This window comes from Agreia bicolorata, from assembly GCF_000938265.1.
In the GTDB taxonomy this organism is placed as follows: Bacteria; Actinomycetota; Actinomycetes; order Actinomycetales; family Microbacteriaceae; genus Agreia; species Agreia bicolorata.
The window spans coordinates 281,009-294,265 of sequence record NZ_JYFC01000001.1 but is presented as its reverse complement, the minus strand read 5'-3'; the positions used below and the strand labels follow the sequence as shown (position 1 = coordinate 294,265).

Sequence of the window (13,257 nt, the reverse complement as noted above, 5' to 3'; positions counted from 1 at the left end):
ACACGTGGACGCAACAACCGTTCTCGCCGAGATCAACGGAAACATCGCGACGGTCGGTTATGGTCTCGCGGCCATCGGCCCGGCCATCGGCGTCGGTATCGTCGTTGGAAAGACCATCGAGGGTGTCGCCCGCCAGCCCGAGCTCGCAGGCCGCCTGCAGGTTCTGATGTACATCGGTATCGCCTTCACCGAGGCTCTGGCCTTCATCGGTATCGCGACCTACTTCATCTTCGTCTGATCCCGCTTCGCTCACTAACAGATAGGAGGCTGGAGTGCTTCACGCATTTCTAGCTGCCGCAGAGGAAACGGCCGAGACGACGAATCCGCTCATCCCAGAGATCTACGACATCGTCTGGTCGGCTCTCTGCTTCGTCATCATCCTGTTCTTCTTCTGGAGAATGGTGCTTCCTCGCGTCAAGACGATGCTCGACGAGCGCTCCGCCGCCATCGAGGGCAACATCGCCAAGGCCGACGCGGCTCAGGCGCAGGCCGAGGCTGCTCTCGAGCAGTACACGGCTCAGCTCGCCGAAGGTCGCGCCGAGGCCGGCAAGATCCGTGAGCAGGCTCGTGCCGACGCTCTGAAGATCGCGGCCGAGCTCAAAGAGCAGGCTCAGCTCGATGCTGCCCGCATCCAGGCGCAGGCAACGAGCCAGATCGAAGCTGAGCGTCAGGCGGCTGTTGTGTCGCTGCGTGCAGAGGTCGGAAGCCTTGCTCTCGACCTCGCGTCGGGCGTCATCGGTGAGTCCGTCAAGGACGACGCCAAGGCTGCCGGCATTGTCGATCGCTTCCTCGCTGACCTTGAGGCGTCCGAGGCATCCGCCCCGACCGCCGGAAACAAGTAAGCACATGGGATCAGCGACCAGAGAAGCTATCGCGGGCGTTCGAGCCAGACTCGCTGGCCAGGGCGGTGGCACCACTCTCGCCACCGGGGAGCAGCTGCTTCTTGCGGGCCGGGTCATCGGCGAGTCGTCTGCACTCCTGTCGCTCCTCGCGGACCCGTCCGCAGATCAGGCATCGAAGGCCGGGGTCGTCTCAGAACTCTTCGGCTCGAAGCTCGACGCAGAAGCGGTTCGTATTCTGAGTGACGTGGCCGCCAGCCGCTGGTCCAGCCACGACGACCTGCTCGAGGCCGTAGAAGAGCTCGGCTTCCGAGTGCTCGCCGATTCGGCAACGGACGCCGAATCGATCGAGGCCGAACTGGCCCGCTTCGGCGAAGCGGTTTCGACGAGCGATGAGCTCGAGCTCGCGCTCGGCTCGAAGCTCGGAGCTGTCGACGCCAAGCTCGCCCTGGTCAATGCTCTGCTCAAGGGCAAGGCATCGGCTCAGACGCTTGCGATCGTGCAGCAGCTTGTTGCCCAGCCCCGTGGCCGACGCATCGGAGAGCTGCTTCGGGTAGCGGCGAACATCGTGGCAGATCAGGCCGGCAAGTCGATCGCCACCGTCACCAGTGCGACTCCCATCGCTCCCGCGCAGCTGGAGCGTCTGGAGAAGGGGCTCTCGTCGCTGTACGGACGCGCCCTCTCCGTGAACCAGCAGATCGATCCCGCCCTCATCGGCGGTCTTCGCATCCAGGTTGGAGATGATGTCATCGATGGCAGCGTCTCCGCCCGCATCAACGATTTGAGACTTCAGCTCGCTGGCTAGCCCCTTGTGGCTGGCTTGCTACACGCCGGAGCGAATCCTTCGGCAGAAAAAAGGAAAAACGATGGCAGAACTATCGATCAGCCCCGACGAGATCCGTGGTGCTCTTCAGGACTTCGTGAAGTCCTACGAGCCCGGCAAGGCCACCAAGACCGAGGTCGGATACGTTACCGACGCCGGTGACGGTATCGCCCACGTCGAGGGTCTTCCCGGCGTTATGGCAAACGAACTGATCCGCTTCGCCGACGGAACTCTGGGACTTGCCCAGAACCTCGACGAAGACGAGGTCGGTGTCATCATCCTGGGTGAATTCTCGGGCATCGTCGAAGGCATGGAGGTGCAGCGCACGGGCGAGGTCCTCTCGGTTCCCGTCGGCGACGCCTACCTGGGTCGCGTCGTCGACCCGCTGGGCAACCCGATCGATGGTCTCGGAGAGATCGCATCAGAAGGGCGCCGCGCACTCGAGCTGCAGGCACCCGGCGTGATGCAGCGCAAGAGCGTGCACGAGCCCATGCAGACCGGCATCAAGGCCATCGACGCCATGATCCCCGTCGGCCGTGGCCAGCGCCAGCTCATCATCGGTGACCGCCAGACCGGTAAGACCGCCATCGCGATCGACACGATCATCAACCAGAAGGCCAACTGGGAGTCGGGCGACGTCAACAAGCAGGTTCGCTGCATCTACGTCGCCATCGGCCAGAAGGGCTCGACCATCGCCTCGGTGAAGGGCGCGCTCGAAGACGCCGGAGCGCTCGAGTACACGACCATCGTCGCGTCTCCCGCTTCGGACCCCGCGGGATTCAAGTACCTCGCCCCCTACACGGGCTCGGCTATCGGCCAGCACTGGATGTACGGCGGCAAGCACGTTCTCATCATCTTCGATGACCTGTCGAAGCAGGCAGAGGCGTACCGCGCCGTGTCCCTTCTTCTTCGTCGTCCGCCGGGACGCGAGGCATACCCCGGTGACGTGTTCTACCTGCACTCCCGTCTGCTCGAGCGTTGCGCCAAGCTCTCCGATGAGCTGGGTGCGGGTTCGATGACCGGCCTTCCGATCATCGAGACCAAGGCCAACGACGTGTCGGCCTACATCCCGACCAACGTGATCTCGATCACCGACGGCCAGATCTTCCTGCAGTCCGACCTCTTCAACGCCAACCAGCGTCCGGCGGTCGACGTGGGTATCTCAGTGTCGCGAGTCGGTGGCGACGCTCAGGTCAAGTCGATCAAGAAGGTCTCCGGAACCCTGAAGCTGGAGCTCGCTCAGTACCGCTCGCTCGAGGCATTCGCGATGTTCGCTTCCGACCTCGACCCGGCGTCGCGTCGCCAGCTCGCCCGTGGTGCGCGCCTCACTGAGCTGCTGAAGCAGCCTCAGTACTCGCCGTACCCCGTCGAAGACCAGGTCGTCGCGATCTGGGCTGGAACGAATGGCAAGCTCGACGAGGTTCCTGTCGAAGACATCCTGCGTTTTGAGCGCGAGCTTCTCGACTACCTTGCCCGCAACACCCAGGTGTTGACCACGCTGCGTGAGTCCAACGTTCTCTCCGACGAGACAGCCGCGCTGCTCGACTCCGAGGTCGACAAGTTCAAGCTCGAGTTCCAGACGGGCGAAGGCAAGCCGCTCGCCTCGGTCGGCCGCGAGGAGTTCACTGCGACCAAGGTTGAAGACGTCAACCAGGAAAAGATCGTGAAGGGTCGCCGCTAACTTATGGGAGCGCAACTCCGCGTCTACCGGCAGAAGATCAAGTCTGCCCAGACGACCAAGAAGATCACCAGGGCCATGGAGCTCATCTCCGCCTCGCGCATTCAAAAAGCGCAGGCGCGAGTTGCGGCATCCACCCCGTATTCGCGGGCGATCACTCGTGCCGTCTCAGCAGTGGCGTCGTACTCGAATGTCGAGCACATCCTCACCACCGAGCCGGAGAAGATCGAGCGCGCGGCGATCGTCATCTTCTCGAGTGACCGAGGTCTGGCCGGTGCCTTCAACAGCAACGTGCTCAAGGAGTCGGAGCAGCTGGCCGAGCTGCTGCGAAGCCAGGGCAAGGATGTCGTGTACTTCCTGGTCGGTCGCAAGGCGAACGCGTACTTCGCGTTCCGTCGTCGGGCGTCAGAGAAGACTTGGCAGGGCGGCACCGACAACCCCGAGTTCGAGACGGCCAAGGAGATCGGCGATGCCATTCTCGAGTCGTTCCTGAAGCCGGCGGCCGAGGGCGGTGTCGACGAGATCCACATCGTCTACAACCGTTTCGTGTCGATGCTCGTTCAGGTTCCCGAGGTTGTTCGTCTGCTTCCGCTCGAGGTCGTCGAGGGTGTTGAAGAGCCCGACTCGAAGGCGGTTCTGCCGCTCTATGAGTTCGAGCCCGACGCTGCCTCCGTTCTCGATTCGCTGCTTCCCGTCTACATCGAGTCGCGTCTGTTCAACGCCATGCTCCAGTCCGCGGCTGCCAAGCACGCCGCGACGCAGAAGGCTATGAAGGCTGCGAGCGACAACGCGGATGGCCTCATCCGCGACTACACACGACTGGCGAACAATGCTCGCCAGTCCGAGATCACCCAACAGATTTCCGAGATCGTCGGCGGCGCCGACGCGCTGAGCTCGGCAAAGTAGCGCGAAAGAAGAGAGAAGCAATGACACTGACCGCACCTGAAGCTGCGACGACGACTGCGCCCGGCGCTGTCGGCCGCATCGCCCGCGTCACCGGCCCTGTCGTGGACATCGAGTTCCCCCACGACTCGATCCCGGGCATCTACAACGCCCTCAAGACCACGATCGCCATTCCGGGCGCTCCCGAGACCGTGTTGACCCTCGAGGTCGCCCAGCACCTCGGAGACGACCTGGTTCGCGCCATCGCTCTGAAGCCGACCGACGGACTCGTTCGCGGTCAGGAAGTCACCGACACCGGAGAGCCGATTACGGTTCCCGTCGGCGACGTCACCAAGGGCAAGGTCTTCAACGTCATCGGTGAGGTGCTCAACGCTGAGCCGGGCGAGAAGATCGAGATCACGGAGCGCTGGCCCATCCACCGCAAGCCCCCGGCATTCGACCAGCTCGAGTCGAAGACGGAGCTCTTCGAGACCGGTATCAAGGTCATCGACCTTCTGACCCCCTATGTGCAGGGTGGAAAGATCGGACTCTTCGGAGGCGCCGGTGTCGGCAAGACCGTTCTGATCCAGGAGATGATCCAGCGCGTCGCGCAGGATCACGGTGGTGTCTCTGTGTTTGCCGGTGTCGGTGAGCGCACCCGTGAGGGCAACGACCTCATCGCCGAGATGGAAGAGGCCGGAGTCTTCGACAAGACGGCCCTTGTGTTCGGCCAGATGGACGAGCCGCCGGGAACGCGTCTTCGCGTCGCACTGTCGGCCCTGACGATGGCGGAGTACTTCCGCGACGTGCAGAAGCAGGATGTTCTGCTCTTCATCGACAACATCTTCCGGTTCACGCAGGCGGGTTCCGAGGTCTCCACGCTGCTCGGCCGCATGCCGTCCGCGGTGGGCTACCAGCCGAACCTGGCCGACGAGATGGGTATCCTCCAGGAGCGCATCACGTCGACCCGTGGTCACTCGATCACATCGCTGCAGGCGATCTACGTGCCCGCTGACGACTACACCGACCCGGCGCCGGCCACCACGTTCGCGCACCTTGACGCCACCACAGAGCTGTCGCGTGAGATCGCGTCGAAGGGTCTGTACCCGGCCGTCGACCCGCTGACGTCGACGAGCCGTATCCTCGACCCCCGCTACTTGGGTGAGGACCACTACAACACGGCCGTGCGAATCAAGGCCATCCTTCAGAAGAACAAGGAACTCCAGGAGATCATCGCGATCCTCGGTGTCGATGAGCTGTCCGAAGAAGACAAGATCACCGTCTCGCGGGCCCGCCGTATCCAGCAGTTCCTGTCGCAGAACACTTACATGGCCAAGAAGTTCACTGGCGTCGAGGGTTCGACTGTTCCTCTGAAAGACACGATCGAGTCGTTCTCGGCTATCGCCAACGGTGACTTCGACCACGTGGCCGAGCAGGCCTTCTTCAACGTCGGTGGCATCAACGACGTCGAAGAGAAGTGGGCTCAGATCCAGAAAGAGAACGGCTAGTCATGGCATCGCCCCTTACCGTGAGTGTCGTCTCGGCCGATCAGGAAGTCTGGTCGGGCGAGGCAACCATGGTCATTGCCAAAACGGTCGAAGGCGAGATAGGTATCCTGGCCGGTCACGAGCCTCTTCTCGCCATCTTGGCCGAGGGAGAGGTCCGCGTAACGCAGGCTTCGGGTGCACGAATCACGGCTCAGGCCGATGACGGCTTTCTTTCTGTAGAGAACAACACCATCACGATCGTCGCGCGCAACGCGGCGCTCGTTTAACGCAAGCGGGTCGACCACCTCGTGCTCATCCTCCTTCCCCCGTCTGAGACGAAGCGGGAAGGGGGTGACGCCGCGAGGCTGGATCTGGCCCGCTTGCGATTTTTTCGTCGTTGACGGCGACTCGTCGTCGTCTCGTTCGAGAATTGCGCGCGATCTCTCGCGATGAGGACGCAAGCCTCAAAGCGTTGAAGATCAGCGCCCGCCAGCGCTCAGAGGTTCTGCGCAATCGCACGGTGACTACATCGCCGACGATGCCCGCTATAGACAGGTACACGGGTGTCGTCTTTGACGCTCTAGACTCTGCCAGCCTGTCAGCCGAGGCCCGGTCGTTTGCGGCGGGCCATGTAGTGATCCAATCCGCGCTGCTGGGGCCTATTGGTGCCATGGATCCTATCCCGGCTTACAGGTTGTCGCACGACTCGAAGCTGCCGGGAGTCCATCTGGCCAAGACGTGGGCGCCTCTTGTGCCTCAGGAGATTGCCGCAACCAACGACCTTGTGCTCGATTTTCGATCTGAGGCCTACGTTGCTCTGTCGCCTCTGCCACGGGGAGGGAACTCCTGGTTCCTGCGGGTTGTGACCGAATCCGATGACGGCAGCGTGCGCGCCCTGAACCACTTCAACAAGAAGGCGAAGGGGCTGTTGACGCGAGCGCTGCTTATGCATGCACGCGATCTCGCGACGGTCGATGAGGTGTTCACCGTAGCCGTGCAAGCCGGGCATCGGATGGAGTTCGGAGACCCCGGAGAGATCCGCCTCTTCACCTCCGGCGTCTGATCACGGCAGGCTGGTTGGCGTTGCCGCTAGTCTTGCTGCATGATCACGACATATGACCCGGATGGCACGGCGGCCGGAGCTGCCGCCGGACTGATTTTCACCTTGATCTTCACGGCGTTCTACGTGCTTCTGATCGCTGCCATCTATGTCGTCAGCTCGTGGTTCCTGAGCAAGATCTTCGTGAAAGCGGGAGAGCCCGCGTGGAAGGCCTGGGTTCCGGTCTACAACTCGTGGGTGTTCCTCGAACTCGGGGGACAGGCCGGTTGGTGGGCCCTTGTCGCGTTCGTGCCCTTGGTCAACATCGCGTCGAGTGTGTTCATCTGCATCGCCGCTTACAACATCGGCTTGCGCTTCGGTAAGACAGGCACCTGGGTTGTGCTGTACATCTTCGTTCCGTACGTATGGTGGGGCATCTTCGCGTTCAACCGATCTGTGTGGAACCCTCAACCGATCGCGGGCATCTTCATCGCTCCGGATTGGGCGAGACCTACCGGCGCCGTGCTGCGCTACATACCGCAGGCGAGGCCTGTCTATGCGGCTCCGCCGACAGGTGGCCCGCAGAACCCCACATATTGAGTCAGGCCGCCGCCGCCTTCTCTAGCTCGTCGCCCCGCACGCAGCCCAGCGCGTGATCGTTGATCAGCCCCGCTGCTTGCATCAAGGCGTGCATCGTGGTCGGCCCTACGAACCCGAGTCCGAGGCTTCGCAACTGCTTGCTGAGAGCACGCGACTCGTCTGTCACCGTTAGCACCTCGTCGACTGTGCGGGGACGCTTGTGCGACGACGGAGCGTGGCTCCAGATCAGCCGATCGAGGGCCCCCGGGTTGTGACTCACCAACTCGTGGATCGTTCGAGCGTTTGTGATCGTGGCCGTGATCTTCTGACGATTGCGGATGATCGATGAGTCGACGGCCAACTCGTCGATCTTGACCTCGTCGAATTGAGCGACGCGCTCGATCGAGAAGTCGTCGAAAGCGATGCGGAATGCCGGCCGCCGCCTCAGAATGGTGAGCCAGGAGAGTCCCGACTGGAATCCCTCCAACGCGATCGTTTCGAAGAGGCCTGTGTCGCCGTGCAGTGGGGTTCCCCATTCCTCGTCGTGATACCGCCGATATTCGGAGTCATCGGAGACCCAACCGCATCGCGCGATACCGTCGTCTCCGGTTGAGAGAAGTTTTCGTGTCATGATTCCGAGAGTATCTCCGTGGACCGTGGCGCACTGTCACAGTGAGCCCCGCTGGGGATCGTTCGAGTGACCTGCGTTTGTGGAGAGGGCCGCAATCGTCCACTCCGTCACACTGCGCAGTTCCCAGGGTTTCTGCACAGACTGCCGGACGGCCGTCGTTTCGGTGCACGGGAGGCGGCAGCCTCTCATCATGACTTCCTCGGTGAAAGCGAAACGACCCGCAGATTTTTTGATCGCGCTGCCTCGCATCATGGGCTACACCCCAGCGAACAGCATTGTCGTCCAAACGTTTCAGAGCCGGCAGACAGCCGCCTCGTTGCGAGTCGATCTACCCGCCGAGTCGCAACAGACCAACCCGCGGCTGATTGCGGATGCGATCATCCGACTCATCAGTCGGGTGCCCGGGGTGGATGCGGTCCTCATAGCGATCTACACCGACGACGTATGGTCGGCGGAGGATCGGCCGCCTCGGCCGCAACTCGTCGAGGCCATCGTCACCAGGATGGCATCCGCAGGGCTAGGCATCGTCGACGCGCTGTGCTGCTCCGGTCGCGCGTGGGCTTCGTATCTCGATGCGGAGCACGGCGAATTCAACGACAGCGACACGACCCGGATCGATTCGGAGCTCGACAGCGTCGGCGCGCCGCGTAATGTACAGGGAGTAACTCAGGGCGCGCCACCGGTAGAAGACGCGCCGAGAGGGCAGCGCGACGAGGTGTCCGAGGCGTCGGCCGCAATCATGCACGATGTGCGCGACAGAGAACGACTGTGGGAGTGGTCGGCGGCACAGATCCTCTGGACAGACGCCATCGAATCCGCGCCGACCGACATTCCGCCGAAAGCGCTGGCAGCCCTCCTCCGGAGTATCAGAGACAAGGGGGTGCGAGATTGCGTGTTGATGCTTCTAGCCTGGGGTGACGATGCCGGAGATCGGGCTGCCGCGGACACGGCCATGCTTCGTCGCGGAATGGCCGTGCCTGACGGGTCGATTCTCCAGACCTTCGTCGGCGAGGGTCGGGAATGCCCTGACGGACTGAGGATTGAGGGCGCGGTACGCCTTCTACGCCACCTCGTCTCGCTGGCACCTCGACCCTGGCAGCTGGCTCCGTTCACCATGCTCGCCTGGTTCGAGTGGGCACGAGGACAGGGCTCCGCAGCGGGAGACTATCTCGAAGAGGCTCTGTCTATCGGCCCGGGGTACGAGTTGGCCCGGCTCTTCGAGCAACTGATCAGTACGGGCCGGGTGCCCGATTGGGTGGGCAGGCAGGCCGTGTGACCGGTGATCAGAGTCTGCTCCAGGCCTCCGTGAGTACACCGCGCAGTATCTGCTCGATCTCATCGAACTCAGCCGCGCCAACGGTGAGTGGTGGCGCCAACTGAATGACGGGATCTCCCCGGTCGTCGGCGCGGCAGTAGAGTCCGGCGTCGAAGAGCGCCTTCGAGAGGAAGCCGCGGAGCAGCCTCTCCGACTCCTCGTCATCGAACGTCTCTTTGGTCGCCTTATCTTTCACAAGCTCTATGCCGAAGAAGTATCCGTCGCCGCGCACGTCGCCCACGATCGGCAGATCGTTCAACTTCTCGAGCGTGGAGCGGAAGAGCGGCGAATTCGCGCGGACATTCTCGTTGAGTTTCTCCTCTTCGAAGATGTCAAGATTCGCCAGCGCGACGGCGGCCGACACAGGATGTCCGCCGAACGTGTAGCCGTGCGCAAACGATGTCTGGCCGTGCTTGAACGGCTCATAGACCCTGTCGCTCACGATGGTCGCGCCGATAGGGGAGTATCCGCTGGTCATACCCTTGGCGCAGGTGATCATGTCGGGCACATAGCCGTATTCGTCGCAGGCGAACATGTGGCCGATGCGGCCGAACGCGCAGATGACCTCGTCGCTGACCAAGAGAACGTCGTAGCGGTCGCAGATCTCACGCACCCGCTGAAAGTATCCGGGCGGCGGGGGAAAGCATCCACCCGAGTTCTGAACCGGCTCGAGAAAGACCGCAGCCACTGTGTCTGGGCCCTCGAACTGAATCATCTCCTCGATGCGATCGGCAGCCCAGATTCCGAACGCGACAGGATCGTCGCCGTGCTCGGGCGCGCGGTAGAAGTTCGTGTTGGGCACGCGGAAGCCGCCCGGCGTGACGGGTTCGAACATCGCCTTCATGGCCGGAATCCCAGTCACTGCCAACGCGCCCTGGGTCGTGCCGTGATAGGCGACTGCGCGCGAGATGACCTTGTGCTTCGTGGGCCGCCCCTGAAGCTTCCAGTAGTACTTGGCCAGTTTGAACGCCGTCTCCACAGCCTCCCCGCCGCCGGTCGAGAAGAACACGCGGTTCAGGTCGCCCGGCGCGTAGTGGGCGAGCCGGTCGGCAAGCTCGATCGCGTTCGGGTGCGCATACGACCACACGGGAAAGAAGGCCAGTTCTTCTGCCTGGCGAGCGGCGGTCTCCGCCAGACGACGGCGACCATGACCTGCGTTCACCACGAACAGACCCGAGAGGCCGTCGATGTATTTCTTTCCTCGACTGTCCCAGATGTGATGCCCCTCGCCGCGTGTGATGATCGGCACGCCTGCGCCGGATTCCATCACCGACTGCCGGCTGAAATGCATCCACAGATGGTCTTTCGCCTTGCGCTGCAGCTCGCTCTCCGCTGCGTCGGAATAGGTCATGTCATTCATCGGGTACCCCAGTTGTAGAGCTGCTTGTGCAGTTTCAGATAGACGAACGTCTCGGTTGAGATGACTCCGTCGAGATGCCGGATCTGCGAGTTGAGCAGAGTTATGAGATCGTCATCGCTCTCACAGACGACCTCGGCCATGATGTCGAATGTGCCCGCGGTGAGCACAACGTAGTCGACGGCCGGTATCGCGGCGAGCGCGTCGGCGACGATACGGGTGTCGCCCGACACTTTCAGGCCGATCATGGCCTGCCGGTAGAACCCGAGTTGCAATGGATCAGTGACAGCGACAATCTGCATCACGCCCGACTCGGTAAGCTTCTGCACCCGTTGTCGCACGGCTGCCTCGCTCAGGCCGACGGCCTTGCCGATCTCGGCGTACGACCGTCGACCGTCGACCTGGAGCTGCTCGATGATCGCCTTCGACGTGTCATCGAGATGGGATTGTCGTGGTTTCGAACTCATGCCTCGATTCTGTCAGCGCGACGGCCTGCCATCAAGGGATTTCGTCGTAGATGATCTCTTTCACCGCGAAATCAGTTGAATTGAATGCTCGCTCACGTCGCGATGGGGCGGCGGTGGAGCGATGCTCTGTGCGTCGGCGATTAGGCTCAACGGGTGAACGTGCCCGATATGACCCGAGGGCGGGTCGCATATGAGGCGGCTTCGTCATCGGGCTCCTGGCTGGCCTTCGTCGCGCCGGGCTTGGTCGCCGTCCTGGCCGACGGATGTCCGCCGACCGTGCTGTCTCGAGTGTGGCGCGAAATGTCGAGCGGCTCCACGTCGTTCGAGCGTGTCGTTCAGACTATTCCGTCGCTCGGCACCGACGCGGTGACCTCGTTCGCCGTAGCCGCTTTGGAGACTGATGGCCCGTCGTCCGCGGTCGTCTCCGTCGTCGCGCGGGGAATCTCCGTCGTCGACGTGTACACGACAGGCGCCGCGCCTCGACGGTTTTCGTCGCAAGGACTTCGTCCCTGGCATCTCGCATCGTTCTCGGACGTGACCGGACTTCGCTTCGGAGAAAGTCTCGACGCCGGTGGCCCCGCACCCGCGCTCACCATCTCGGGGGCCGAGCTTCCGCTCGTGCTTGGCGTCGCATCCGTCGATTCGGTGGTCTGGATGCTCGACGAGCGTCATGCGATCGTCGACCCGTCGGTGAGACGCGTGCGGCTCGAGTCGCGGGCGACGGCCGTCGCAGGCGACGACAGCGAGATCACGTTGGACCGAACTCCGGGTCTGCGCCCGGGCCGACACAGCGGCGCGCCTGAGGTCGACACGCTGTCGCCGCAGCGTCTTCGGCCCAGTCGTGTGAGGGTCGGGTCGCAGGCGCCCTTCGAGCTGCACGTTCCCGTGTTCATCGGGCGTCGTCCGCGCGGCCCACGTCAGCTTTCAGGTGATCAGGTGATTCTCGTCGAAGTGCCGTCGCCCACTCGCGAGGTCTCGGCTTCGCATCTGCATATCGTGCAGCGAGGTCGTGAGGTCGTTGTGACCGATCTTCAGTCGACGAATGGCACCGCCGTCACTCTGCCCGGCTCTCCTCGGATAAAGTTGAAGCAGGGGGACTCGATCGTTCTTCCCCCATACAGCCGGGTCGAGATCGGTGACGGAAATGTCATCGAGATACTTCCCGGAGCGGATTGACCGTGCAGAGCGGTCCGCGCACCGACACAGGTGTCTGCGCCCGCGTCCGAACAGTATGTCGAGGAGAAGAGTCCCGTGACCCAGATCGGTGACAGCAACGCCCACGTGAGCGTTGTCCTTCCCGGCGCCGCCGACACAACTCTGACCCTTACCTGGTCGTTCCTGTCAGACCGAGGCAACAAGCGTGCCGTCAATGAAGACAGCGTCGTCGCGAATCCGCCGCTCTTCGCCGTGGCAGACGGCATGGGCGGCCACTCCGCTGGGGACATCGCCAGCGCTGCGGTCGTTACGCGCCTCGGAGACATCACAGGCAGGGCCTACATCGATGCGGACACGATCGACCGAGCCCTCGAGTCAGCGCGCGCCGACATCGACAAGGTGGGCGACGAGAGTGTGCTGGGAACGGGAACCACGGTCACCGGTGTCGCACTCACCGTTGTCGACGACGAAGCGCAGTGGGCCGTGTTCAATATCGGGGACTCGCGGGTCTACATCTTCGCCGATGGCGTGCTCGAGCAGATCACGACCGACCACTCCGTCGTGCAGGAGATGGTGGCCGCCGGCCTGATCACGCGAGAGCAGGCCGATGTGCATCCAGACAGCAACGTGATCACCCGGGCTGTTGGATTCCACGACAGGTCGGTTCCCGACTACTCGCTCGTTCCCGTTGTGCCGGGCCAGCGGATCCTTGTCTGCTCCGACGGACTGACGAAGGAACTCACCGATCACGGCATCCGGCACTACTTGGCGACGACTGAGTCCGCCGAGCGCGCTGTGAGCGAGCTCGTCGCCGCGTCGCTGGCGAACGGCGGCAGAGACAACGTGACGGTGCTTGTCGTCGACGTCTCGTTGGCTGTCGATGAGATCGAATCGACGCGACCGAGCGCGCGAACCCGATGAGTGCGGTGCGGTGCAAGACCTGCGGAACAGTGCTTCCCAGTGGCGCGATGTTCTGTGGCGAGTGCGGGAGTTCGGTGCTGGCTG

General features: G+C 62.9%; 15 protein-coding genes and 1 pseudogene. 13 read left to right on the top strand and 3 right to left on the bottom strand.

The window, feature by feature from the left end:
* Positions 1 to 4: 4 nt before the first annotated feature.
* The 9 genes from atpE (at position 5) to TZ00_RS18555 (ending at position 7,348) form a co-directional block, all read left to right on the top strand.
* Positions 5 to 238: an ATP synthase F0 subunit C gene (atpE, locus tag TZ00_RS01370; RefSeq protein ID WP_035837596.1), complete on the top strand. Its 234-nt coding sequence runs from the start codon at positions 5 to 7 to the stop codon at positions 236 to 238.
* Between the two features lie 34 nt (positions 239 to 272).
* A complete protein-coding gene (locus TZ00_RS01365) occupies positions 273 to 842 on the top strand; it encodes a F0F1 ATP synthase subunit B (protein WP_044438708.1) in 570 nt (189 codons plus the stop codon).
* Between the two features lie 4 nt (positions 843 to 846).
* Positions 847 to 1,644 (top strand): F0F1 ATP synthase subunit delta, encoded by a 798-nt coding sequence (locus TZ00_RS01360; protein WP_044438707.1) that lies wholly within the window; start codon positions 847 to 849, stop codon positions 1,642 to 1,644.
* Positions 1,645 to 1,705: 61 nt separating this feature from the next.
* Positions 1,706 to 3,343 carry a F0F1 ATP synthase subunit alpha gene (gene atpA / locus TZ00_RS01355; protein ID WP_044438705.1) on the top strand — a complete coding sequence of 546 codons (1,638 nt, stop codon included), beginning with the start codon at positions 1,706 to 1,708 and terminating at the stop codon, positions 3,341 to 3,343.
* Between the two features lie 3 nt (positions 3,344 to 3,346).
* On the top strand, positions 3,347 to 4,246 hold the full coding sequence (locus tag TZ00_RS01350) for a F0F1 ATP synthase subunit gamma (protein WP_044438702.1): 900 nt from the start codon (positions 3,347 to 3,349) through the stop codon (positions 4,244 to 4,246).
* A gap of 20 nt (positions 4,247 to 4,266) precedes the next feature.
* A complete protein-coding gene (gene atpD, locus TZ00_RS01345; RefSeq protein WP_044438700.1) occupies positions 4,267 to 5,730 on the top strand; it encodes a F0F1 ATP synthase subunit beta in 1,464 nt (487 codons plus the stop codon).
* Between the two features lie 2 nt (positions 5,731 to 5,732).
* Positions 5,733 to 5,996, top strand: coding sequence for a F0F1 ATP synthase subunit epsilon (locus tag TZ00_RS01340; protein ID WP_044438698.1), 264 nt, complete (start codon positions 5,733 to 5,735; stop codon positions 5,994 to 5,996).
* Positions 5,997 to 6,106: 110 nt separating this feature from the next.
* Entirely contained in the window at positions 6,107 to 6,772 is a 666-nt protein-coding gene (locus tag TZ00_RS01335) for a YaaA family protein (RefSeq protein WP_338010779.1), read from the top strand.
* Between the two features lie 39 nt (positions 6,773 to 6,811).
* Positions 6,812 to 7,348, top strand: coding sequence for a DUF5684 domain-containing protein (locus TZ00_RS18555; RefSeq protein WP_052521185.1), 537 nt, complete (start codon positions 6,812 to 6,814; stop codon positions 7,346 to 7,348).
* Between the two features lies 1 nt (position 7,349).
* Here the strand turns inward: TZ00_RS18555 and TZ00_RS01325 are convergent, their stop codons facing one another.
* Entirely contained in the window at positions 7,350 to 7,958 is a 609-nt protein-coding gene (locus TZ00_RS01325) for a DNA-3-methyladenine glycosylase I (protein WP_044438697.1), read from the bottom strand.
* 190 nt (positions 7,959 to 8,148) lie between these two features.
* On the opposite strand from TZ00_RS01325, the gene TZ00_RS01320 reads away from it, so the two are divergent.
* Complete coding sequence (locus tag TZ00_RS01320) at positions 8,149 to 9,234, top strand: DUF4192 domain-containing protein (protein ID WP_152631048.1); 1,086 nt, start codon at positions 8,149 to 8,151, stop codon at positions 9,232 to 9,234.
* Positions 9,235 to 9,241: 7 nt separating this feature from the next.
* Here the strand turns inward: TZ00_RS01320 and TZ00_RS01315 are convergent, their stop codons facing one another.
* Both TZ00_RS01315 and TZ00_RS01310 read right to left on the bottom strand, forming a co-directional pair.
* On the bottom strand, positions 9,242 to 10,624 hold the full coding sequence (locus TZ00_RS01315; RefSeq protein WP_044439269.1) for an aspartate aminotransferase family protein: 1,383 nt from the start codon (positions 10,622 to 10,624) through the stop codon (positions 9,242 to 9,244).
* A 5-nt stretch (positions 10,625 to 10,629) separates the two neighbouring features.
* The gene (locus tag TZ00_RS01310; protein WP_044438693.1) at positions 10,630 to 11,097 is read right to left on the bottom strand and encodes an Lrp/AsnC family transcriptional regulator; all 468 of its coding nucleotides are present in this window, start codon (positions 11,095 to 11,097) and stop codon (positions 10,630 to 10,632) included.
* 153 nt (positions 11,098 to 11,250) lie between these two features.
* Here TZ00_RS01310 and TZ00_RS18550 point away from each other — a divergent pair, with 153 nt between their 5' ends.
* From TZ00_RS18550 to TZ00_RS20550, 3 genes and pseudogenes are all read left to right on the top strand, one after another.
* Positions 11,251 to 12,273: an FHA domain-containing protein gene (locus TZ00_RS18550; protein ID WP_052521184.1), complete on the top strand. Its 1,023-nt coding sequence runs from the start codon at positions 11,251 to 11,253 to the stop codon at positions 12,271 to 12,273.
* A 75-nt stretch (positions 12,274 to 12,348) separates the two neighbouring features.
* Positions 12,349 to 13,173, top strand: a complete 825-nt coding sequence (locus tag TZ00_RS01300; protein ID WP_044439267.1) for a PP2C family protein-serine/threonine phosphatase — start codon at positions 12,349 to 12,351, stop codon at positions 13,171 to 13,173.
* Positions 13,170 to 13,244 (top strand): annotated as a pseudogene (locus TZ00_RS20550) (zinc-ribbon domain-containing protein); the annotation flags it as partial. The gene TZ00_RS01300 and the pseudogene TZ00_RS20550, both read left to right, overlap by 4 nt.
* Between the last annotated feature and the right edge of the window lie 13 nt (positions 13,245 to 13,257).